General features: G+C 72.3%; 20 protein-coding genes. 8 read left to right on the forward strand and 12 right to left on the reverse strand.

What is annotated here, in order from left to right:
• Nucleotides 1-110: 110 nt before the first annotated feature.
• Nucleotides 111-722: a histidine phosphatase family protein gene (locus tag ACIBD9_RS21710; RefSeq protein WP_238660603.1), complete on the forward strand. Its 612-nt coding sequence runs from the start codon at nt 111-113 to the stop codon at nt 720-722.
• Here the strand turns inward: ACIBD9_RS21710 and ACIBD9_RS21715 are convergent.
• From ACIBD9_RS21715 to ACIBD9_RS21725, 3 genes are all read right to left on the reverse strand, one after another.
• Nucleotides 652-1,158 carry an Lrp/AsnC family transcriptional regulator gene (locus ACIBD9_RS21715; protein WP_355430675.1) on the reverse strand — a complete coding sequence of 169 codons (507 nt, stop codon included), beginning with the start codon at nt 1,156-1,158 and terminating at the stop codon, nt 652-654. The two genes, ACIBD9_RS21710 and ACIBD9_RS21715, sit on opposite strands and share 71 nt — an antisense overlap.
• 103 nt (nt 1,159-1,261) lie before the next feature.
• The gene (locus ACIBD9_RS21720) at nt 1,262-2,404 is read right to left on the reverse strand and encodes an acyl-CoA dehydrogenase family protein (protein WP_396720186.1); all 1,143 of its coding nucleotides are present in this window, start codon (nt 2,402-2,404) and stop codon (nt 1,262-1,264) included.
• Nucleotides 2,401-3,516, reverse strand: a complete 1,116-nt coding sequence (locus tag ACIBD9_RS21725) for a M24 family metallopeptidase (protein ID WP_396720188.1) — start codon at nt 3,514-3,516, stop codon at nt 2,401-2,403. The genes ACIBD9_RS21720 and ACIBD9_RS21725 overlap by 4 nt, the downstream gene beginning before the upstream one ends.
• A 204-nt stretch (nt 3,517-3,720) precedes the next feature.
• Here ACIBD9_RS21725 and ACIBD9_RS21730 point away from each other — a divergent pair, with 204 nt between their 5' ends.
• The gene (locus ACIBD9_RS21730) at nt 3,721-5,088 is read left to right on the forward strand and encodes a glycosyl hydrolase family 18 protein (RefSeq protein WP_396720190.1); all 1,368 of its coding nucleotides are present in this window, start codon (nt 3,721-3,723) and stop codon (nt 5,086-5,088) included.
• Nucleotides 5,089-5,171: 83 nt separating this feature from the next.
• Here ACIBD9_RS21730 and ACIBD9_RS21735 read toward each other — a convergent pair whose 3' ends face one another.
• On the reverse strand, nt 5,172-6,059 hold the full coding sequence (locus ACIBD9_RS21735) for a winged helix-turn-helix transcriptional regulator (RefSeq protein ID WP_396720192.1): 888 nt from the start codon (nt 6,057-6,059) through the stop codon (nt 5,172-5,174).
• Between the two features lie 81 nt (nt 6,060-6,140).
• Between ACIBD9_RS21735 and ACIBD9_RS21740 the strand changes: the two genes are divergently transcribed.
• The 4 genes from ACIBD9_RS21740 (at nt 6,141) to ACIBD9_RS21755 (ending at nt 10,127) form a co-directional block, all read left to right on the forward strand.
• Nucleotides 6,141-7,418 carry an MFS transporter gene (locus tag ACIBD9_RS21740; protein ID WP_396720194.1) on the forward strand — a complete coding sequence of 426 codons (1,278 nt, stop codon included), beginning with the start codon at nt 6,141-6,143 and terminating at the stop codon, nt 7,416-7,418.
• A 129-nt stretch (nt 7,419-7,547) separates the two neighbouring features.
• The gene (locus ACIBD9_RS21745) at nt 7,548-7,775 is read left to right on the forward strand and encodes a hypothetical protein (RefSeq protein WP_396720196.1); all 228 of its coding nucleotides are present in this window, start codon (nt 7,548-7,550) and stop codon (nt 7,773-7,775) included.
• A 58-nt stretch (nt 7,776-7,833) separates the two neighbouring features.
• Complete coding sequence (locus ACIBD9_RS21750; RefSeq protein WP_396720198.1) at nt 7,834-8,790, forward strand: 5'-3' exonuclease H3TH domain-containing protein; 957 nt, start codon at nt 7,834-7,836, stop codon at nt 8,788-8,790.
• A gap of 128 nt (nt 8,791-8,918) precedes the next feature.
• A complete protein-coding gene (locus tag ACIBD9_RS21755) occupies nt 8,919-10,127 on the forward strand; it encodes a low temperature requirement protein A (RefSeq protein WP_396720200.1) in 1,209 nt (402 codons plus the stop codon).
• A 15-nt stretch (nt 10,128-10,142) separates the two neighbouring features.
• Here ACIBD9_RS21755 and ACIBD9_RS21760 read toward each other — a convergent pair whose 3' ends face one another.
• Both ACIBD9_RS21760 and ACIBD9_RS21765 read right to left on the reverse strand, forming a co-directional pair.
• Entirely contained in the window at nt 10,143-10,898 is a 756-nt protein-coding gene (locus ACIBD9_RS21760) for an Asp/Glu racemase (RefSeq protein WP_396720202.1), read from the reverse strand.
• A complete protein-coding gene (locus tag ACIBD9_RS21765; RefSeq protein ID WP_396720204.1) occupies nt 10,895-11,722 on the reverse strand; it encodes a hypothetical protein in 828 nt (275 codons plus the stop codon). Before ACIBD9_RS21765 ends, ACIBD9_RS21760 begins: the two co-directional genes overlap by 4 nt.
• Nucleotides 11,723-11,974: 252 nt before the next feature.
• On the opposite strand from ACIBD9_RS21765, the gene ACIBD9_RS21770 reads away from it, so the two are divergent.
• Complete coding sequence (locus tag ACIBD9_RS21770) at nt 11,975-12,181, forward strand: hypothetical protein (RefSeq protein WP_007460667.1); 207 nt, start codon at nt 11,975-11,977, stop codon at nt 12,179-12,181.
• Nucleotides 12,182-12,247: 66 nt separating this feature from the next.
• Here ACIBD9_RS21770 and ACIBD9_RS21775 read toward each other — a convergent pair whose 3' ends face one another.
• Nucleotides 12,248-12,703, reverse strand: coding sequence for a hypothetical protein (locus ACIBD9_RS21775; protein ID WP_396720206.1), 456 nt, complete (start codon nt 12,701-12,703; stop codon nt 12,248-12,250).
• Between the two features lie 387 nt (nt 12,704-13,090).
• On the opposite strand from ACIBD9_RS21775, the gene ACIBD9_RS21780 reads away from it, so the two are divergent.
• Entirely contained in the window at nt 13,091-14,050 is a 960-nt protein-coding gene (locus ACIBD9_RS21780) for a TIGR03557 family F420-dependent LLM class oxidoreductase (protein WP_396720208.1), read from the forward strand.
• 84 nt (nt 14,051-14,134) lie between these two features.
• On the opposite strand, the gene ACIBD9_RS21785 is transcribed toward ACIBD9_RS21780, so the two are convergent.
• From ACIBD9_RS21785 to ACIBD9_RS21805, 5 genes are all read right to left on the reverse strand, one after another.
• On the reverse strand, nt 14,135-15,628 hold the full coding sequence (locus ACIBD9_RS21785; protein WP_396720210.1) for a hypothetical protein: 1,494 nt from the start codon (nt 15,626-15,628) through the stop codon (nt 14,135-14,137).
• Between the two features lie 174 nt (nt 15,629-15,802).
• Nucleotides 15,803-17,899: an amino acid transporter gene (locus ACIBD9_RS21790; RefSeq protein ID WP_396720412.1), complete on the reverse strand. Its 2,097-nt coding sequence runs from the start codon at nt 17,897-17,899 to the stop codon at nt 15,803-15,805.
• A gap of 87 nt (nt 17,900-17,986) precedes the next feature.
• The gene (locus ACIBD9_RS21795) at nt 17,987-18,388 is read right to left on the reverse strand and encodes a hypothetical protein (protein ID WP_396720212.1); all 402 of its coding nucleotides are present in this window, start codon (nt 18,386-18,388) and stop codon (nt 17,987-17,989) included.
• Between the two features lie 375 nt (nt 18,389-18,763).
• Nucleotides 18,764-19,534 carry a DUF5995 family protein gene (locus tag ACIBD9_RS21800; RefSeq protein WP_210785763.1) on the reverse strand — a complete coding sequence of 257 codons (771 nt, stop codon included), beginning with the start codon at nt 19,532-19,534 and terminating at the stop codon, nt 18,764-18,766.
• Nucleotides 19,535-19,673: 139 nt separating this feature from the next.
• A complete protein-coding gene (locus ACIBD9_RS21805) occupies nt 19,674-22,571 on the reverse strand; it encodes an AAA family ATPase (RefSeq protein ID WP_396720214.1) in 2,898 nt (965 codons plus the stop codon).
• Between the last annotated feature and the right edge of the window lie 166 nt (nt 22,572-22,737).

Below are 22,737 nucleotides of genomic sequence, written 5' to 3' on the forward strand. Positions count from 1 at the left end.
CCAGGTGCCGAAACCGGCGGTGCCGGTCGGCACATCCGGTAAGGCATCCTAGGACGATAGGTTGTGGAAGGGTCGCCTGTCCGGCCTGCCCACGATGGTTAACTGACCGCATGGGAGAGCTCCTGCTGATCCGGCACGGCGAGACCACCTGGAGCGCCAGCCTGCGGCACACCTCGTACACCGACCTGGAGCTGACCCCCGACGGCGAGCGACAGGCCCGCACCCTGGCCGCGTTCCTGGCCGGCCGGCGCTTCGTCACCGTGCTGGCCAGCCCCCGCTCCCGGGCGCTGCGCACCGCGCAGCTGGCCGGGCTCACCGTGGACGGCGTCGACGAGGACCTCAGCGAGTGGAACTACGGCGAGTACGAGGGCCGCACCACCGTCGACATCCACGACGACGATCCGCACTGGAACATCTGGACCGACGGCTGCCCCGGCGGGGAGTCCCCCGCGCAGGTGGGCGAACGGGTCGACCGGGTGCTGGCCCGCGTCACCCCGCTGCTCGACCGGGGAACCGTCGCGCTGGTCGGGCACGCGCACAGCCTGCGGGTGCTCGGTGCCCGCTGGATCGGCCTGCCGCCGTCCGCAGGTGGGCGGCTACGCCTCGAAACCGCCACGGTCAGCGCGCTCGGTCACGAACACGGCCGGCAGGTCATCCTGCGGTGGAACCAGCCGGCTCCTCCGGCGCCCGGGACCGCGACCGACTCGGTGCCGCAGCGCTGATCTTCGGTGGCCGGTTCTCGTACGGCGTGGACAACACCACTGTCGTCCGGGTCGTGACGTTCGCCGAGGTGCGGATCTCCTGGAGCACCCGCTCCAGGTCGGTGGGGCTGGCCACCCGCACCAGCAGCAGGTAGAAGTCCTCCCCCGCCACCGAGTAGCAGGAGTCGATCTCCGGCAGGTGGGCCAGCCGCTCCGGGGCGTCGTCCGGCTGCGACGGATCGAACGGCCGGATCGCCACGAACGCGGTCAGCGGCAGGTCCAGCGCCTCGAACGACACCCGGGCGGCGTACCCCTTGATCACCCCGCGCTGCTCCAGCCGGCGGACCCGCTGGTGCACGGCGGACACCGACAGCCCCACCCTCTCGGCCAGGTCCGTGTACGACAGACGGCCGTCGGCGGTCAGCGCGGCGACGATGGCGCGGTCGATCTCCTCCACGGCGTGCAACCTACCGGGAAAACGGCGCGACAGCGACGAGGTACTCCCGCACCGCGCGGTCGGCGCGGCTGCGGTGGACCCACCGCAGCCGCACGCGCCCTTGTCAGTCCTTGGCCAGCGCCCGGGAGATCACCATCCGCTGGATCTGGTTGGTGCCCTCCACGATCTGCAACACCTTCGCCTCACGCATGTACCGCTCCACCGGGTGGTCGGCCACGTAACCGGCGCCGCCGAGCACCTGCACCGCGTCGGTGGTCACCCGCATCGCCATGTCGGTGGCGAAGAGCTTCGCCTTGGCCGCCTCGATCGCGTACGGGCGGCCGGCGTCGCGCAGCCGGGCCGCCGCCAGGGTCAGCGCGCGGGCGGCGGAGACCTGGGTGGCCGCGTCGGCGAGGAGGAACCCCAGCCCCTGGAAGTCGATGATCGAGCGCCCGAACTGCTGCCGTTCCCGGGCGTAGGAGACCGCGTAGTCCAGGGCGGCCTGGGCCAGCCCGACCGCGCACGCCGCGATGCCCAGTCGGCCGGAGTCCAGGGCGGACATCGCGATGGTGAAGCCCATCCCCTCGCCGCCGATCAACCGGTCGGCCGGCACCCGCGCCTCGTCGAAGGCGATCTGCGCCACCGGCGAGGCGCGCAGCCCCATCGTCCGCTCGGCCGCCTGCGGGGTGATGCCGGCCGTACCCGCGTCGGCGAGCAGGCAGGAGATGCCCTTCGGGCCGGGCCCTCCGGTGCGGCAGAAGACGTTGTAGAAGTCGGCCGTCCGGGCGTGGGTGATCCACGCCTTGGTGCCGGAGACCAGGTACGCGTCGCCGTCCCGGTCCGCCCGGGTGGTCAGCGCCGCCGCGTCCGAGCCACCCTGCGGCTCGGACAGGCAGTACGCGCCCAGCAACTCGCCACCGAGCATGTCCGGCAGCAGTTTGCGCTGCTCGTCGCTGCCGAACGCCGCCACCGGGTAGCAGGACAGCGTGTGCACGCTGACCGCCTCGGCCACCGCGAGCCACCGGCTGGCCAGGATCTCCAGCACCTGCAGGTACACCTCGTACGGCTGCGCCGCGCCGCCGTACTCCTCGGGGTAGGGCAGGCCGAGCAGGCCGGCCCGGCCCAGCGTCCGCAGCACCTCGCGGGGGAACTCGGCGCGTTCCTCGAAGGCCGCGGCCTTCGGCGCGAGCTCGCGGTCGGCGAGCTCGGTGGCGAGACCCAGCAGGTCGTGGGCCTCGTCGGTGGGGAGGATCCGGTCGACAGTCATAGCGCGATGAGCTCCGTGGGGGTGGTGTTGAGCCGTTGCACGCCGTCCGTTGTGCAGACGACGATGTCCTCGATGCGGGCGCCGTGCCGGCCCGCCAGGTAGATGCCCGGTTCGATGGAGAACGCCATGCCGGCCTCGAGGGGTCGGTCGTTGCCGGCCACCAGGTACGGCTCCTCGTGCCCGTCGAGACCGATGCCGTGGCCGGTGCGGTGCAGGAAGGCGGGACCGTAGCCGGCGGCGGAGATCGGCGCCCGGGCCGCGGCGTCGGCCGCCGCGGCGGTGATCCCAGGTCGCACCGCCTCGACGGCGGCGCGCTGGGCGTCGCGCAGCACCGCGTAGTAGTCCAGGAAGTCGGCCGGCGCCGGGCCGCCCGCCAGGTAGGTGCGGGTGCAGTCCGAGCGGTAGCCCGACGCCATCGTGCCGCCGATGTCGACCACCACCGGCTCGCCGACGCCGATCGGACGGTCGGAGGTGCCGTGGTGCGGGCTGGCCGCGTTGGGCCCGGCCGCCACGATGACGAAGTCGACGGTGATGTGCCCGGCGGCGCGGATCGCCGCGGCGATGTCGGTGCCGACCTCGGCCTCGGTGCGACCGGGGCGCAGCCACTCGCCCATCCGCAGGTGCACCTCGTCGATCGCCGCGCCGGCCTCGGCGAGCGCCGCGACCTCCGCCGGGGACTTGCGGATCCGCAACTCGCGCAGCACCTCCCCGGCGAGCCGTTGCGCGGCGTCGGGCAGCGCCGCGCGCAGGCCGAGGACCTGCTCGGCCCACATCCGGTCGGCGAGCCCGACCGCCGCGACCGGGCCGTCGAGGGCGGCGGCCACCAGGGGGTACGGGTCGGAGCCGTCGACGTGGTCGACGATGCGTACGCCGGTCGCCGGCGCGGGGGACGCCTCGGCGGCCGGGCGTTCGAGGCGGGGCACGACGAGGGTCGGCTCACCCTCGGCGGGCAGCACCAGGCAGGTCAGCCGCTCCCCCGCGTGGGCGTCGTACCCGGTCAGGTACCGCAGGTCGGAGCCGGGGGTGAGCAGCAGGGCGTCCAGGCCGGCGGCGGCCGTGGCGCGCTGCGCGGCGATCAGCCGATCCGGCGGGTACAGCTCGTCGATTCCCACCCCGTCAGCTTAACGGTCGTTTGGGCAAACCCCCTATTGACACCTGGTGGCCGGAAATCCATCGGCGTTGATTGACTCGGACAGTTAACACTCTTTAAGATTTGGCTGCCTCGAGGCCCACCCGTCCCTGCGTCCCCCCGCACCCCCCGCCCGCGACAACCCTGCGCGGGCGGGTGTCGTCCCCCGCCCACGGGAAGGCCCCCGATGTCCTCACCACTGCGCCGCGCCCTCGCCGCCGGCCTGCTCGCGCTGGCCACGGCCGGCGCCACCCTCACCGTCATTCCCACCGCCGCGCAGGCCGTGGTGCTGCCCAACAACTTCAAGAGCGTCGGCTACATGCCCTCCTGGGCCGGCAACATCAACACCATCCAGTACAACAAGCTCACCCACATCAACTACGCCTTCGTCCTGCCCAACAGCAACGGCACCCTGCAGGGGGTGGACGGAGCCCGGCTCTCCTCGCTGGTCTCGCAGGGGCACGCCAACAACGTCAAGGTCTCCATCGCCGTCGGCGGCTGGAACGACGGCAACGACTCGGCCTTCGAGGCGCTGGCCGCCAACGCCACCAGCCGCACCAACTTCGTCAACAACCTGGTCAACTTCGTCAACCAGTACAACCTCGACGGCGTCGACATGGACTGGGAGTACCCCGACCCGGGCGCCTCGGCCACCAACTACACGGCGCTCATGACGCAGCTCAGCAGCGCCCTGCACAGTCGCGGCAAACTGCTCACCGCCGCCGTGGTCTCCGAGGGCTACTCCGTCGACGGCGTGCAGACGGCCGTGTTCAACCAGGTCGACTGGCTCAACATCATGGCGTACGACGGCGGCAGCCCACACGCCAACTACGACTGGTCGATCAACAGCATCAACCTGTGGAAGGCCCGCGGGCTGCCGGCCAGCAAGGCCGTCCTCGGCATCCCGTTCTACAGCCGCCCCGTCTACTACAACTACTCGTACATCGTCGGACTGGACCCGGCGAACGCCAACCGGGACTGCGCCACCATCGGCGGCAGCCAGCAGTGCTGGAACGGCATCCCGACGGTCAAGCGTAAGACGCAGTGGGCGCTGGCCAACGCCGGCGGCGTGATGAACTGGGAGCTGTCGCAGGACACCACCGGCTCGACCTCACTGCTCAGCGCCATGTACGACACGATCATGGGCGGCACCACCCCGCCGCCGACCGGCCGTACCGGCCAGATCACCGGGATCGCCGGCAAGTGCGTCGACGTGGCCTCGGCCAGCACCGCCAACGGCACCGCCATCCAGCTCTGGGGCTGCAACGGCAGCAACGCGCAGACCTGGACCGTGGCCAGCGACAGCACGCTGCGCGCCCTCGGCAAGTGCGCCGACATCACCAGTGGCTCCACCGCCAACGGCGCGAAGGTCCAACTCTGGGACTGCAACGGCAGCGGCGCGCAGGTCTGGCAGGCGCAGTCCAACGGCACGCTGCGCAACCCGCAGTCGAACAAGTGCCTCGACGCCAGCGACAACAGCTCCGCCGACGGCACCCGGCTGCAGATCTGGGACTGCTTCGCCGGCGCCAACCAGCGCTGGACGCTCCCGGCCTGACGCCTCGTCCGCACGACCCCGGTCAACGGCCCGTAGGGCCCCGGACCAGCCGGCTCGCAGGGTCCCCGGTCGACGCGAAGGCGTCAGCCGGGGGCCCCGGCGTGCTCACCGACCAGGGTGAGCATCTCCTGCACCGAGGCGGCCGGGTCGGTGACCGGGAACTGCACGGCCCGCACCACCGCCGTCGGGTCGACCAGCAGCGTCAGCCGCTTGAACCGGCTCACCCCACCCGCGCGGAACACCGGCAGCAGCAGCCCCGCCCCCAGCCGACCGTCCTCATCGGACAGCAGCGGAAACGGCAGGTCGGCGTACGTGGCGAAGTCGGCGAGCTGGTCGGGCCGCTGGGTGCTGATGCCGTACACCCGGACACCGGCGGCCAGGAAGTCCGGATGACGCTTGGCGTAGGTGGTCGACTCCAGGGTGCACCCCCGGGCGCCGGGAATCTCCGCCCAGCCGGGCGGGTAGCCGTGCGTCCCCGGCGCGTACGCCCCGGGGAACAGGTAGAGGACGGTCCACGCCCCTGTCGCGGCCACCGCGACCGGCTGCCCGTCGGCGGCGGGCAGGACGACCTCGGGCAACCGCCGGCCGACCAGGTCGTGCGCACGGCGCGCCTCGGCAGACTCGGCGTCGGCCGTCGCGGTCAGCTCACCGTTACCCATGAGATGCCTCGTTCCCCAATCCTGTAGCGCGATCAGCACCGGCAGGAGGCCCTCGCCCCTGGGGGTGAGCAGGTAGTCGTAGCGCGGGGGGTGTCGTGAGTACGGCCGGCGCTCCAACACACCGTGCTCGACCAGCGCGCCGAGGCGTTCGGTCAGCGCCCGCCGGCTGACCCCCAACTCGCGTTGCAGCGCGTCGAAGCGGGTCGTCCCGCCGGCGACGTCACGCACGATGAGGAAGGTCCACCAGTCCCCCAGCACGCCGAGCGCCTGCGCAATGCCGCAGTCCGCATCGGCAAGATCGTCTCGCCGCACCCGCTACCTCCGTTGCTCCCGCTCCGACTATAGTCCGTTCCAGTATGGAACGGACTGGCTCGGCGAACGGGGGACGACGACATGCACGTCGACGAACGGGCCGGAGTGTTCTGGCGCTGGTGGACCGCCGGCACGACCAGCATGGTCGGGTCGGCGGTCGGCGCGGTAGCCCTGCCGCTGACCGCGCTCACCGTCCTGGACGCCTCCCCGCTCCAGCTCGGCGTGATCGCCGCCGCCAGCTACGTCGCCTGGATCGTGATCGGGCTGCCCGCCGGCGTCATCGTGCAGCGCCTGCCGCTGCGCGGCGCCCAGGTGGGCGCCGACCTGGCCCGCGCCGTTGCCGTGGCCTCCATCCCACTCGCCTGGTGGTGGGGTCACCTCACCGTCGCCCACCTGGTCGTCACCGCGCTTGTGGTCAGCTTCGCCAACGTGCTCTTCGACGTGGCCAACTCGACGTTCCTGCCCAGCATCGTCGAACGGGAGCAGTTGCAGTCCCGCAACAGCCTCACCTCGGCCACCCATGCCGCCACCCAGCTCAGCGGCCCGTCCCTCGGTGGGCTCGCCGTGCAGGCACTCGGCGCGGTGCCCACACTGCTCGTCGACTCGGCCAGCTACCTGGTCTCGGCGGCCCTGCTGCGCACCCTGCCCGCCACCCGCGTCGACGCGCCGGACCGGTGGCCGCCGATCGGTGAGCTGATCCGTGCGGGCTGGCGCTACGTCGCGTACCACCCGGTGATGGGGCCCAGCATGTGGGCCGCGACGGCGATGAACTTCGTCTGCGGCGCGCAGTTCGCGCTGTTCCCGCTCTATCTGGTCCGCGAGCTGCACGCCCCGATCGGCCTGGTCGGGGTCCTGCTCGCCGTCGAGGGGGTCGGCGCGCTGGTCGGGGCGGCGCTCACCACCCGGATCACCACACGGATCGGCACCGCCCGCGCGCTGGTCGCCGCCGGATTCACCACGGTCGTCGGTGCGTTCCTGATCCCCTGGGGCACCGGGTGGCTGGCGTACGCCGCCTTCGCCCTCGGCAGCATCGTCTTCTCCCTCGGGACGGTGGTGCTCAGCGTGACCACCCGGACCTACCGGCAGATCGCCAGCCCACCCGACCTGCTCTCCCGGGTCATGGCGACCGTGCGGTTCGTCTCCTGGGGTGCGATCCCGGTAGGCGGCCTGGTCGCCGGCGCGTTGGCCGGGCCGCTGGGCGCCCGCGCCACCCTGTTCGTCTTCGCGGCGACACTGGTCGGCGCGCCGCTGGTGCTGCTGCTCTCCCCCATCCGGCACCTGCGCGACCTCACCGACCACGACCAGGGCGACCAGCCGAGCCGCCCCGCTGCGTCAACGGTCGGTTTCGGTAATCGGTGACCGCACGGCCAAGCAGTCTGCGCCGCGCGGCGACCAGCCCGCACGGTCGTTTACCGGCCCGGCGCGTCCCCGCGGCCCCTAGCCTGGGACTGGGCCGCCCGCGCGGACGGCCCGACCGGGAGGACCGACGTGGCAGCGAACCAGGCGAGCCGGGCGGCGACCCGCCGTCGCCGCCAACTGTGGGCCGGGGTCCTCGCCCTCGTCGGCCTGGTCCTGCTGATCATCGGCGTCACCGTCGCCGACGGCGTCGCGGCCTGGGTCGAGGTGGTGGTCGCGATCCTGCTGCTGGTGACCAGCTACGTCGTGCAGCACCTGGCCCGCCGGGAGACCGTCTACCGGCCCGACGAGCGACGCTGACACCACCGGCGGCCGGGCGTACGCCAGATCGTCGGACGGTTGTGCCAGGCTGTCCGGCGTGGCACACCGACCCCCGATCCTGCTGATCGACGCAGCCAGCCTCTACTTCCGCGCCTACTTCGGCATTCCGGAGTCCGCCGCCAAGGCCGAGGACGGCACCCCGGTCAACGCGGTGCGCGGCTTCCTCGACATGCTCGCCACCCTGATCCGGGTGCGGGGCGCCGACCGGATGATCTGCGCACTGGACTACGACTGGCGCCCGGCGTGGCGGGTCGACCTGCTGCCGTCGTACAAGGCGCACCGGGTCGCCCCGCAGGGCGGCGAGATCGTCCCGGACACCCTCTCCCCACAGGTGCCGATGATCCTGGAGGTGCTGACCGCGGTGGGCATCACCGCGGTCGGCGCGACCGGCTACGAGGCCGACGACGTGCTCGGCACCCTCTCGGTGACCCAACCGGGCCCGGTCGAGGTGGTCTCCGGCGACCGGGACCTGTTCCAACTCGTCGACGACTCCCGACCGGTCCGGCTGCTCTACGTCGGGCGCGGCGTCGCCAAGCTCGACGACTGCGACGACGCCGCCGTGCGGGCCCGCTACGGCGTGCCGGCCGACCGGTACGCCGATTTCGCCGCGCTGCGCGGCGACCCGAGTGACGGGTTGCCCGGGGTGGCCGGCGTCGGCGAGAAGACCGCCGCCCGACTGATCGAGCGCTACGGCAGCATCGCCGGCATCCTGGCCGCGCTCGACGACTCCGACTCGTCCTTCGCACCGGGCCTGCGCGCCAAGCTGGCCGCGGCACGCGACTACCTGGACGTCGCGCCGACGGTGGTCCGGGTCGCCCTGGACGTACCCCTGCCGGAGCTGCCCACCGCGCTGCCGAGCGCACCGGCCGACCCGGACCGGCTGCTGGAGCTCGCCCAACGATGGAACCTGGCCGGCTCGGCCCGTCGCCTGGTCGACGCCCTCGCCGCCCCCCGCGGCGGCGAGATCCCCTCGACCTCCCCGCAAGCGGGCTAACCACCCCGACACACCCCGGTCGGGGGACGAGCGGGCGAACGCGCGATCCTGCGCTCGCCCGCTCGTTACCGTCCGTTGAGGTGGACCGGACAGGTCCGTCGAGTCGAGCGGTTCCGCAGGAGTAACCCGTGCACCTCGCCGCGCCGGAGCCCGGATCGCCGCGAGCCAGCGGTCCGCCGGTGCGCGACCCGGAGGGGCCGCGCCGGGTCACCCTCCTCGAACTCTTCTTCGATCTGGTCTACGTGGTCGCGCTCGCGCTCATCTCACGGGGAATGATCCAGCAGCTCGACTGGCACCGGGCCGGCCAGGCACTGATCATGCTGGCGGCCGTCTGGTGGACGTGGGTGATCACCACGCTGGTCACCGACCTGTACAACCCGGAACGCGCCGAGATCAAGCTGCTGATCAGCGCCGTGATGTTCGGCGCGCTGCTGATGACCACGGCGATCCCGGAGGCGTTCGACGACCGTGGGCTCGTCTTCGCCGGCACCTACGTGGCGATCCACCTGGGGCGCGGGCTGTTCCTGATGCCGGCGGTACGCCGCGAGCCGCAGACCCAGCGTCGCGCGGCACGCATCTTCGTCTGGTTCACGGTGTCGGCGATCCCGTGGCTCATCGGCGCATTCGTCAGCGACGACGCCCGGCTGCTGTGCTGGACCATCGCGCTCGCCACCGACTACGTCGGGTTCCGGCTCGCGTACCCGGTGCCCGGGCTCGGGGTGGTGCCGGAGCCCCAGCGCAACGTGACGGCGGAGCACCTCTCCGAGCGTTACCAGCAGTTCTTCATCATCGCCCTCGGCGACGCGATCCTGACCATCGGCACCATGTTCAGTTCGCAGCACAGCGAAACGGAGAACATCGGCGCGTTCGCGGTGGCGTTCCTGACCACGCTGCTGCTCTGGCGGATCTACGTGCACAAGTCCGGTCAGCTGCTACCGATGGCCATCAAGGGCTCGGGGTCGCCGGGCAAGTTCCTGTTCACCGCGCCGTACACCCACCTGCTGATGGTCGCCGGGGTCGTGACCACGGCCTCCGGGTTCGACCTCGTGCTGCACGAACCGAGCGGACGGACGCCACCGGCCTGGGCGGCGGTGATCCTCGGCGGCCCGGCACTCTTCCTGGCCGGACGGGCCTCCTTCGAGTACGAGGTGTTCAGCCGGGTGTCGTGGTCCCGCCCCGGCGGGGTGCTGGCACTGCTCACCATCGCGCCCGCCACGCTGTACCTACCGCCGGTGTTCGCCTCCCTCGGTGCCCTCCTGGTGCTGGCCGGCGTGGCGTACGCGGACTTTCGGCGCAGTTACGGCAAGCCGCCGGAGGTCCCCCGCCCACCGCACTGAACCGGCACCGGCGGGTCAGGGGGCCGTCCCGGCCAACAGCCGGCCGGCGTCCGGCACGTACGGCTCGACACCCAGACCGGTGAGCAGTTGATGCACGGTCGCGGTCGCCGCGGTGAGCACCGGACGACCGAGACGAGCCTCCACCTGCGGCACCGCCGCCAACGACGGCAGCTGCACGCAGGCGGAGAGGACCACCGCGTCCACGTCGGTCACGTCCAGCCGATCGGCCAGCTCGACCAGGCGCGTCGCGGGGATGCGCCCCACCGCCACGTTGTCCGGCTCGCCGAGGCTCACCGCATCGGTCACCTGCACCCCGTACGCGGCGAGATAGGCGGCGACGGTCGCGGTCAACGGCGGCAGGTACGGCGCGATCAGGGCCACCCGGCGGGCACCCAGCGCCCGCAGCCCGGCGACCAACGCCCCGGCACTGGTCACCACCGGCATGTCGTGCCCGGCGCGACCGGCCGCGCGGCCCAACCGCCGCTCGGCCCGCTCGTGCGCGCCCGCGCCCTCGCACATCACCGCCACCAGGCAGGCGTACGCGAGCACGTCGCAGCGGGCGTCGGCCAACTCGGCGGCACACCGCAGGGCGGAGCGGTTCATCCGGGCCAACTCGTCGGGGGTCACCTGGCGAAGCCGTACCCGGCTGGCGTGGGTGGTGAAGCGGACCGTCGGGTCGACGGTCTCGCGTCGGCGCAACATCGCCGGGATCTCGGTTTCCATGGTGGTGTTGGAACTGGGCACGACCAGCCCGACGCGGAAGCCGCTCACACCAGTGCCCCGGCGTACCCCCGGACCTGCAACCGTTGCTGGGCGCTGCCGGCCAGGCGCACCTGGAGGCCGAGCGGCGCGGCCGCGCGCCGGACGTCGTCCAGGTGCAGCGAGCCGTGCCGGTCCACGGTGAGCACCGGCGGTTCTTCCAGGTCGCCTTCCGGCGCGTGGAACGAGAGCAGGGTGACCGACGTGGTGAGGTAGCCCGGGTACGCGGCGCGGGCCGCCGCCTCGTCCCGGTGGGCGAGCACCACCAGATCGTCGAGGTGGGCGAAGTCGGCGGCGAGGGCGCCCGCCTTCCAGTGCGCCGGTTCCTCCGCCGCGCCGGTGAGATGCCGGGACCGGTTCGCCGAGGTGATGTAGAGGTGATCGCCTCCGGTCTCGGCGAGCGCCCGCTCGAAGAGGGCATTGGACGGGCAGGTCAGGCCCGGCGCGATCACCTGGGTGGTGCGCATCCCCTGGTCGACCTGGGTGAGGTGGTCGGGGAGCCGGTCGGCCGCCGGCCCACGGAAGCCGAACGGCCCGGCCCCGTAGAGGGCGTCCATCAGCGCCCGCACCCGACCGACCGGCAGCCGCGGCGAGATCCGCGTCCAGTCGAACATCCCCGGGATCCGGCCGATCGCGGTGGTGATGCTGCCGACCTGGTGGACGGGTCGCCCCTTGGCCAGGTTGACCCGCCGTACGGTGGCTGCGTCCGGACGCGTGACGATGACGTAGAAGTTGGCGAACGCCGCCGCGACGATCGCGCCGCCAGCCAGCGCGCGGGCCGCGACCGCGACGTCTTCGGGGCGGTCGATGTAGAGGGGCGGTGTCGGGGCGTCCATGAGTCCTCCTCGGCGGGGCCGTGAGGCAGTTCTACGTCCACCCACCCGTGTGACGGCGAGGTCGGTCGCGGATCCGATAGCCGACAGGCACTACCCGGTGCGGGCGGCGGATGCCCAGGCGGTACGCAACGGCGGACGGCATCGGCCGGACGGAGGATCCCGCCGGGGTCGCGGCGCGCCACCGTTAGCCGCGCGACCCGATTGGGTACAACGCCTGCACCTCAGATCCACCACATACCTCAGGAGGCAGCGATGCGCGGCACCTCGATTCTCGGAGTCATCGTCGTGATCTGGTTGGTGATCGGCGCCATCGCCGGTGGCCAGCGCGGTTATTACAGCGGCGACGACACCAACTGCGCCGAGGCCGGCACCATCCTGGTCACGATCGTGGCCGGGCCGTTGAACTACATCGGCGCCAACCCGAAGGTCGACTGCAAGCTGCCCGAGCCCTCCAAGTAGGACAGACGCCCGCCGGCCCGTGCCCCTGACTCAGGGGCACGGGCCGGTGCGTTTCGGTAGGGCTGGTCAGGTGTGGTAGACGACCAGGGCGCAGCGACCGCTGCCGTCGTCGGGGTGGGCGAAGCCCAGACAGACCCAGACCTCCGTCCAGCGGTACTGGGTGCCGCCGCTGGACTCCCAGCTCAGCAGGGTGGCCTGGGAGGTGGAGGTGTCGTCGACGGCGATCGCACCGGTGTACCGGGTCGCCCAGTAGACGTACGCGCGGGCGGCGTAACCGTCGGCCTTCCGGTCCTTGACGTAGCTGTAGTCGTACCAGTCGATCCAGGCGTGGCCGGTGCTGTCGATGCAGATGCTTGCCGCCGCGGTGGCTCCCGCTCCACCGGTCGGGCTGGCGACGGTGTTTTCGCCGTGCTTGCAGGTGGTCGCGGCCTGGGCCGGTGACGCGGCGGCGAGGGCTACGCCTCCCCCGAGCACGACTGCCGCGACCACGGCGGCGGCACGGCGGAACAGTCTGTTGGTCATCGGTCAACTCCCTGTCGGCTCTGCCGCGACCTGTCCGGGCGCCGGCACTGATGGGTATCCGTCGGGCCCGCCACTCGTCGGCCAGCGCGACGTGGACGCCGGTCCTGGGCCTCCCCCTCCCGGCCGTCGTCTGGACGTTCCGGATGCCACGAAGTGTCGTGGCCCCACGCTGGGCCCGGGAAGGGCTGAACCCTGTTCCGAACGGACACCTGGGTTTCCGGCCTGGTCAGCGGTGTGTTCGGACCTGTTCGAGGCGGCTGCGCATGGGCACCGTCACACCGCCTACGGCGTCCTAGGAGGCTGGTTTGCAGGCGGTGGCGGCGTTTGTCGGTGCCGCAGCCGGGAACCGGTCGGGCGTCAGTCGGCGGATGAAGTCGGGAGCGTGGCATGCAGATCGGCTACAAGTTGGCCTCCGAGGGGTACGGTCCGCAGGAGATCATCCGACAGGCCGTCCTGGCCGAGCGGGCCGGCTTCGACTTCGTCGAGATGAGCGACCACTTCCACCCGTGGCTGGACGCACAGGGGCACTCGTCCTTCACCTGGAGCGTGCTCGGCGCCATCGCGGCCAAGACCAGCACCCTGCGCCTGGCAACCGGTGTCACCTGCCCGACCGTCCGCTACCACCCGGCGATCATCGCGCAGGCCGCGGCGACCATGGCGCTGATCTCCGACGGCCGGTTCACCCTCGGGGTGGGCGCTGGCGAGCGGCTCAACGAACACGTGGTCGGGCAGGGGTTTCCCAGCGTGCGGGGCCGACACGAGCGACTACGCGAGGCGCTGGAGATCATTCGGCTGCTCTGGCAGGGCGGCTACCAGTCGTACGAGGGACGGCACCTGCAACTGGAGGACGCCCGGGTCTTCGACCTGCCGGAGACCCTGCCCGTGATCGCGGTGGCGGCCAGCGGTGAGGCGTCGGCGCGGCTCGCCGCCGAGTTGGGCGACGGCCTGTTCGCCACCGAGCCGGACGCGTCGATCGTCGAGCACTACCGCCGCGCCAAGGGTTCGGGCCCGCGCTACGCCGAGGTGCCACTGGCCTGGGCCACCGACGAGCAACAGGCGGTGCAGGCGGTGTTGCAGACGAGCCGGTGGTTGGTCACCGGCTGGAAGGTGATGAGCGAGCTGCCCAACCCGGTCAACTTCGACGCGGCCAGCGCGCACGTCGAGGAGAAGCACATCCGGCAACTCTTCGCCATCGGCCCGGACCCGGAACCGCACGTCGCCAAGGTCCGGTCGTACGTCGAGGCCGGCTTCGACCACATCGTCCTGCAGAACGCCGGCCCCGACCCGGACGGCTTCCTCGACTTCTTCGCCAGCGACCTCGCCGACCGGCTGCGCGCGGTGGGTTGACGCCAGCCCTTGGGGCAGCGAACCGCCCGCCTGGACGATCGTCCGGACGGGCGGTGCGCTCGGAATGGGTGCGCGGGTCGACACTCAGCGGAAGCAGTGCGCGATCGGCACCTGGCTACCCTCGCAGTTGGTCGGCTCGTTCTCGACCACCACGCTCTCATCGTCGATCTTGACCTGGGCGTGCATGCCGAAGATGCCGCCGGGCTTCACCGTCGACGCGTTGTGGGTGACCTTGCTGGTGTAGATCGCCACCGAGCCGGCGTTGGCGTAGATGCCGCCGCCCTGGGACGCGGCGCCGACGGCCTCGTTACGCGTCACATCGCTGCCGCGGACCAGCAGGTTCGCCTTCTCGGCGTAGATGCCGGCCCCGAGACCGTGGGTGGTGTTGCCCTCGACCAGGCTGTCGTCGATCGGCGTCAGGCCCTTCACGGTCGAGACGCCGCCGCCGTTGACGGTGGACGTGTTGCCCCGGATGGTCATCGTGCGCATCACCAGCACCGCATCGGAGTTGGCGGCACCGCCGCCGACCTGCGCGGTGTTGTTCAGCAGCTCGGTGTCGGAGACCTTCGTCCGAGCGGAGAAGCTGGCCAGCCCACCACCCTGACCGGCGCTGTTCTGGGTGAAGGAGACGCTCTCCACGTCGGCCGCGCCACGGTAGTTGCCGAGTCCGCCGCCGTACCCGTTGGCGCTGTTGCGGTGGAACTCGGAGCGCTTCAGTGTCAGTACGCCACCGTTGAGCAGGCCCCCGCCCTTGCCCGCGGCGCCGGAAGCGCTGTTGCCGACGAACGTGGAGTCGGTGACCACCATGTTGCCGTCGTTGAAGATGCCGCCGCCGCCACCCTCGGGAGACAGCGACGTGCTCTGGGTGACGGTGACCCGTTCCACCACGGCGGTGGCGCCGTGCACCACGTGCACGCTGCCACCCTCGATGGCCGAGCGGCCGTTGTGCAGTTCCATGTCGCGCAGGGTCAGCTCGCCGCCGTCGCGAACGGTGAAGAAGCGGAACGGGGCGGCCTGCGCGTCCCGGGCGATGGTGGCGCCCGCGCCGTCGATCGTGATGGCCTGGTAGATCACCGGCAGGCCGGCGGTGTCGTCTGCCGGGTTGTGCGGAGGCGCATCGGCGTCGCCGGGGGTCTCCGCCGCGTCGGCGGCCTCCCGGGCGTCCCGGATTCCGCCGTCGTACTGGTCGGTCTCGTGGAACGCCTCGGTCAAGGTGTAACGGCACTTCGGCGCCAGCCGGAGTTCGCCGCCACCCTCGGCGTTGGCCGTGACCAGCGCCGCCACCAGCTTCGCGGCGTCGCACGGCACCGACACCACCCCCCGCTTGCCGGTGCCCGGGGTGGTCGGGCGCTCGGCACCGTCCTCGCCGTGCTGCGGCGCCCGGTCGCCGTCGCGTCGGTCGTCGGCGGCCGCTGGGGTCAGCCGGGCCAGACCGGGGAGGGCGAGGGCGCGGTCGGCGGCCGCGGCCGCTCCGGCCGCTCCCACGACCAGGCTCCCCGCCAGCAAGCCGCTGGCTAAGAACCATCGGGACCGCCGTCTGGGTCGGGTCGCGCGGTCTCCCTCTCGGTACGTGGACATCAACGGTGCCTACCTTCCTGCGTACGTGACGTGACCGCGCGTCGATTCGGGCGCGGGGCGCTCGACGTGTTCGCCGACTACCAAACGTCACGATAAGTCCGTAATACGGACAGGAAGGCGTGAACGTGAATAGTGCCCTCTTTCATCTTCAAAGCTGCCAGATCGACATCGACGTCACCCGCCGACGTGGATGCCGGGCCGACGCAGCGGGTCCCGTTCGGTCCGGCGAATGATCTCCCGCACCACCGGCGGGGTGTCCCCCCGACCAAGGATGAGGTAGCGCGCCAGGTGCGCGATCGGGCTCCCCTCCGACCACTCGAAGTGCGCGTGCGGCCGGACCCCGGTGGCGTCCCGCAGGGCCAGCAGGATCGCGGCGATCGCGTTGGGCGCGGCCGGGCTGTTGGCCCGCAGCACCCGGAAGCCGCCCACCTCGATCCCGTGCACCCGCAGCACCTGACTGAACTCCGACGGATCGACCACCTCGATCTCCAGGAACAACACGTCCGCGGCCCCCGGCACCGGATTCATCCCGCGCTGCGCCCGCTCCTTGAGCGTGTACTCCTTCACCGACCCCGTCTGCCGCTTGTTCGCGATCAGGTGCAGCTGCCCGTCGTGCGCCAGCGACTCGGTGATGAACCGACGGGCCGCCTCGTCGAACTCGATCCGCTCGGCGCGCAGCTCGGTGGTCCGGGTGACCCGGGAGACCAACGAGACCACGATGATGCCGAGGATGAACAGGGCGGAGATGGTGATCCCGTCCGGCTGCTCGATGACGTTCTCCAGCAGCGCGTACAGCAGCACCAGGGTCAGCACGGTGAAGCCGATCGCAGAGCCACGCCGGTGGTGACGGGCCGCCGAGATCGTCACCGCCACCGCCCCGGAGACCATCATCGCCAGGATGCCGGTGGCGTACGCCCCGGCCTGAGCGTTGACGTCGGCGCGGAAGGCGATCGTGATGGCGACGCTGACCACGGTGTAGACGATCACCACGGGGCGTACCGCCCGTGCCCACTCCGGTGCCATGCCGTACGACGGCAGGTAGCGCGGCACGATGTTGATCAACCCGGCCATCGCCGAGGCGCCGGCGAACCAGAGGATGAGCACGCTGCTCACGTCGTAGACGCTGCCGAACACCTCACCCAGGTAGGTGTGCGCCAGGAACGCCAGCGCCCGCCCGTTGGCCCCGCCGCCCGGTCGGAACTCCTCCTTCGGGATGAGCGCCGTGGTCACGAAGGTCGTCAAGATCAGGTACACCGACATGATCAGCGCGGCGGTGGTGAGCAGCCGCCGCGTGTTGCGGATCCGGGCGGCGAGCCGGGCCTGCTTGTCCGGGCCCTCGGCCGCGACCAGGGGCATCATGCTCACCCCGGTCTCGAACCCGGACAACCCCAGCACCAGCAGCGGGAACGCCAACACGGCGGTGAGCAGCACGTGGCCCGGCCCGCCGCCGGTCGAGGTCACCGCGGCCGTCCAGTTCGACACAATGCCCGGGTCCTCGACAATCCGGGCCACCGCGACCACGACGATCACCGCGTTGAGCACCAGGAAGACCGCGACCAGCGGGATGGCCACCACCACCGCCTCGCGGAACCCGAGCAGGAACACCCCGCCGAGGATGAGCAGCAGCACCACCGTCACCACGACCGGCACCAGGGACCCGTGCAGGGCGTCCGGCAGGTACGGGTTCTCCAACAGGTGCACGGTGGCGTCGGCCGAGGAGAGGGTGATCGTGATGATCCAGGAGGTGGCCACGAAACCGAGCAGCACGAGGACGAAGATCTTGCCCCGCCAGAACGGCAACAACCGCTCCAACATCGCCACCGAACCCTGACCGTGCGGGCTCTCGTGGGCCACCCGCCGATACATCGGCAGCATGCCGAACAGGGTGAGCACCACGATCAACAGGGTCGCCAGCGGGGAGAGCGCACCGGCAGCCACCGCCGCGATGCCCGGCAGGTACGACAGCGTGGAGAAGTAGTCCACCCCGGTCAGGCACATCACCTGCCACCAGGCGTGCCGACGGTTCTGCCCCTCGGTGGCCTCCGGGCCGGGCGGCTGCACCTGATGTTGGAAGAGCCACCGGCGCAGCGGGCTGGCCGGAGGCGCCGAGCGGGCCGGGGTGGGCACGCGCTCGGGCACCACGACCCCCTGCCGGCCGCCCGGGTGCGGGCGGGCCGGATCGCGGGCCGCCCGCAGTGCCGGGTCCGGCCCGGTCGGCGCGTGGCGGCGTCCGCTCCAGCGTCGTGGTCTCGCCCGGTGCTCGTCACCCATCGCCAGTCCCACCCTCACAGGTCCTGATCCGACGGTAGGCGGTGCCCCGGCGCCGGGTTGCCGGAACCGGGCACCTGTTCGGCCTGCTCAGGACAGGTCCGCGACGGCGAGCAGCCGGGCCAGCGCGGGTGGGTCGGCGACGGTCACCGTGGCCGCCGGGTGCCGGGGCCGTCCCCCGGGCACCAGCGCCGGCACCGGGACGCCGAAGCGCAGGCAGATCCCGCCGGCCGCACTGCTGCCGAAGGTCGCGCCGCCGTCGGCCAGCGACAGGTGCGGGCCGATCGCCCGCCACCAGCGGTACGGTCCGCTCAGCTCGACGGCGGTGACGTTGGCCCGGTCGGTCCGCAGCCGCCACGGCCCATACCGGATCATCAGGTCCCGCTCGGTGACGGCGACCCAGGCCGTCGCCGGACGGACCCCCAGCAGTGCCAGCACCGGGCGGAAGAGCGGATCGAAGCGGAACGGAAACCGCGTCGCGGCGCCGGTCATCGGGCGCCGGGCCGAGCGGTGGGTCGGGACACCGGTCCACCCGGCCGCAGAGGGCCGGGCCGCGCGGGTCGGGGGCGGGCGGCGGGCCGACGCCGGGCCAGGACGGTCATGGCGCGGGCGTACCCGATCCGGGCCGGCCGACACCCTCGGATCCGCACGCCGTCAACGCGACCCTCGCCCGGCGCTCCCCCACCGTCGGCCGGCACCCCCCGGGCCGGCCGACGGTGGCAGACGGTCGACACCCCCCGCGCCGACCGGCTGTCCCCCGACGTGGCCGACCCGACCTCGGGCGGCCATGCGGGGTGGAACTGGTGGGACGCGCCCCCGCGCTCCGCCGCCCCCCACGGGGCGGAGCGCGGGGGCCCCCCGTCCCGGCTACTGCAGGAACGCCCCGAGGGGCGAGAGCAGCAGCCGGCCGAGCGCCGCGGCGTTGTCGTCCAACCGTGTGCGCTCACACTCGCGGGCGTCCGGATCGTGCCGGCACCGCCAGATCTTCTGCGCGTTACGCCAGGCGACATCGCGCGTGTACTCGACCAGTTCCCCCTGGTACCAGTCGTCGATGTCGCCGTTGAGCATGTCGATGAGCAGCTGCCACCGCTCCAGATAGCCACGACGCAGGCCGGGGATCTTGTCCGCGAAGATGTTGTTGATCTCGAGGTAGTCGTGGTGCTGGTCGCTGCCGTCGACCGGCTCCGACTCCAGGTGGTCGAACGTGGTCACCAGGGCGAACGGCAGGTCGAAGTTGATGTGGGCGTTCACCCCGGCCGCCGCCGAGGGCAGCGGACGGGCGTCCGGCCCCCGCATCCGCTCGAAGAGGCACGACCACGCCTTCGGGGTGCCGGGGCTGGAGTCGGTCCACAGCCGCATCGCGTCGAAGTACCGGGCGGCGAACTCGACGTCGAGCCGGGAGAGGAAGACCGGGTCGACGAAGCGGTCGTCGTACAGCCCGTCCAGCACGCTGCTGGTGATGGTCAGGTAGAGCTTGTTGAAGTCAGCGAGGGGACAACTGGCCTCCAACGGAGGCAGCCGGACCAGCATGTCCTGGAGCTTGGTCAGGTGATCGACCACGGCCGGCACGTCCGCGGGGTGGTCGGCGAGCAGGTCGACGATGTCCCGGTGCACGGGCCCCCAGACCGGTTCGATCATTTCTCCTCCATCGTGGTCGGCGGCATCCCCCGTGCCGTCGTCGACGCGGCCCAGCCTCTCAGCCGACACCCGCCCGCCGGATCAGTAAAACGACGTATCCCGGCGCGCACACGCGCCGGGATACGTACGCAGTGGTGGGTCAGGCCCGTTGGTTGCGCAACTGGATCGCGCTGGCCTGCACGCGGGTACGGACCTGGAGCTTGTCGAAGATGTGCGACACGTGCACCCCGATGGTCCGTTCGCTGATGAACAGCCGCTGCCCGATCTCCTTGTTGGTCAACCCCTCCGCGACCAGGGCGAGCACTTCCCGCTCCCGGGCGGTGAGCGCCGCCAACTCGTCGTCGGACGCGTCGACCGGGACGCCGCGCGTACCGGTGGTGGTGTCGCGCTCGTCCAGCGACACCCGGGCCCGCCCGGCCAGCTCGCGGATTTCCGAGGTCAACGGCACCGCGCCCAACCCCTGCGCGACCCGGTACGCCTCCCGCAGGAGCTTGCCCGCGGTGGCCACCCGGCTGCGCCGAGCCAGCAGCGCCTCGGCCTGCCGCAGCCGGGAGTAGGCCGCCGGGTAGGGGTGATGACGTCGGTCCCACTCGGCGGCCGACACGGCCCACAGCTCCGGGACGCTGCCGTCGAGGCGGCTCACCTCGGCGGCGCACAGGGCCAGGAAGCCCTCCACCACCGAGCGCACCGGCCGGGCGGCCCCGGCGCTCTTGCGGGCCACCCGATCGGCGACGTCGCGCAGCCGGCGCACCGCCGTCGGGTCCACCTCCACGGTACGGCTCGCGTGCGCCTCAGCTTCGGCGCGCAGACCGTGCCAGACCAGCGCGGAGAGGATCATCACGTCGTCGGAGCGGCTCTCGGTGAGCCCGCGCTGCACCGCCTGCCGCGCCACGTCGTGCCGGCCCTCCCACATGGCCAGTCCGGAGCGCAGGGTGAGCAGCGGAATGACGTGTCGCGCCCCGCCGCCGGCGAGCAGGGTCGCCACCGCGTCGAGGTCCCGACCGGCGGCCTCGATGTCGCCGTAGCCCACCGACAGCCGGCACCGGGCCAGCAGCAGCTCCACGGCGTCCGCACCGGACGGTCGGTGTCGCAGGGCCGCGGCCACCACCTTCTCCGCCTCGGCCCACTGGCCCACCCGGAACAACCCGTTGATGGCGATGGCCAACAGCCGGGTGCCCCAGGTGCGGCCCAGGCCCAGCTCGGCCACCCGTTCAGCACCCCGCCGGGCCACCACCACACCCTCTTCGAGGATGTTCAGCGGCCCGGTCAGCAGCTCCGCCAGGTGCAGGTACGCGCAGGCCACGTCCTCGGGCTGGCCGGCACGCTCGGCGGTCTCGAGGGCGTCGCGCATCACCGCCAGCCCGGCATCCGGGTCTTCCAGGCAGGCGTCGCTGAAGCCCAGCGCCGAGCTGGCCAGCACCACCTCGGTGGCCGAGCCCTCCACGTTCTCGGCCAACGCCAGCGCCTCGCGGGCCCGCTCGCCGGCGTCGGCGTACCGACCCAGGTGCAGCAGCAGCTCGGCCAGGCGGGCGGCCGCGCTCGCCCGGTCCCGAGGGGAGCAGTCCTCCGCCTTCAGCGCCCGCTGGTATTCCTCCTCGGCCAGCGCGGAGCGACCGGCGGCGGCCAGGTAGCGGGCGCGGCGGATGTGCAGCGCGCAGCTCGGCTCGCCACCACGCAGCGCGACCAGCTCCTCCAGCAGGGCCAACGCGCGGGCGTGCTCCCCACAGTGGTGGGCGGCCTCGGCGGCGTTCTCCAGCAACTCGACCCGGTCCGCCGTGAGTGGGCCCGGCTCGGCGGCCAACTGCAACGCCGCCGACCAGTGCCGGTGCGCCTCGGCGTAACCGTGCAGCCGTTCGGCCTCCTGGGCGGCGGCCACCGCCGCCGGCAGGGCGCGCGCCGGCTCGCCGGCCAGTCGCCAGTGGTGCGCCAGCCGGGCCTGGTGCAGCTCACCCGGCGCCGTGGTCAGCGCCTCGGCGTAGCGGCGGTGCAGCCCGGAGCGCTCGGCCGGCAGCAGCTCGTGCGCCAGCACCTCGGCCACCAGGCGGTGCCGCAGCCGGTAGCCCTCGTCGGCGCCGACCAGCAGGCGGTGCGCCACCGCGGCCCGGGCGGCGGCGATCAGCTCGTCCTCCGGCATCCGCAGCACCTCGGCCAACAGCCAGTGCTGCACCGGCTCGACACCGGCGGCCACCGCGTGCACCACCGCGTGCGCGTGCTGCGGCAGCGCGTCGACCCGGTCGAGGAAGATCTCCCGCAGCGTCTCGGACAGGCCGTCGCGGCCATCACGCAGATCCCGGGCCAGTTCCTCGATGACGAACGGGTTGCCACCGCTGCGCTGCCACACCTGCTCGGCCGCGTCGGCGGTCAGCGTCCGGCCGACCACCGCGGCGGCGAGCGTCTCGGTGTCGGCCCGGCCCAGCGGCGCCAGGTCGAGTACCCGCACCGTGCGGAGCCGACGCAGCTCGGTGAGCACCCGGCGCAGCGGGTGCGCGCCCTGCAACGACTCGGCACGCACCGCGGCCAGCACCGACAGTTGGAGGTCGCCCAGGCCGGCGAGCAGGTAGAGCAGGAGTTGCCGGGTGCTGCGGTCCACCCACTGGAGGTCGTCCAGGATCAGCACCAGCGGGCGGCCCTCGGCGATCAGGTGCAGGCCGCGGGAGACCCGCTCCAGCAGCGCGCCCGCGCCGTCCGGGCCGGCGGTCTCGTCGGCGAACATCTGCAACAGCCCTCGTACGGCCGAGGAGGTGCGGCCGGGCGAGGCGGAGACCTCGGTGTCGAACCGGCGCAGCGCCTGTAACAGCGGGTGCAGCGGGGAGGCGTCACCGATGTCCAGGCAGCTGCCGGTGAGCACCACGGCACCCCGCTCCCGCAGGCGGTCGCCGATCTCGCCCAACAGCCGGGTCTTTCCCACACCGCTCTCGCCGGTCAGGAAGACCGCTGCGGTCTGCCCGTGCGCGGCGTCACCGAGCAACGCGGACCGAACCGTCTGCACCAGCTCGGCCCGGCCCACGAGCGGTGCGGTGTCCACATCGCTGGCCATGCCACGCAGCCTAATCACAGGGCCCCACACCGTTCTACGGCCGCCGGCCGCTTGTGGTACTCCTCGCGTCGACTTTGCGACTAAAGGTTGCAGGTGGCCGACATACGTCGTTCGGCAGATCCCCCGTCGGCCCAGGAATGCCAACCTCCGGAGGTGATCAGGCAAC

Source organism: Micromonospora sp. NPDC050784 (assembly GCF_044456765.1).
In the GTDB taxonomy this organism is placed as follows: Bacteria; Actinomycetota; Actinomycetes; order Mycobacteriales; family Micromonosporaceae; genus Micromonospora; species Micromonospora foliorum.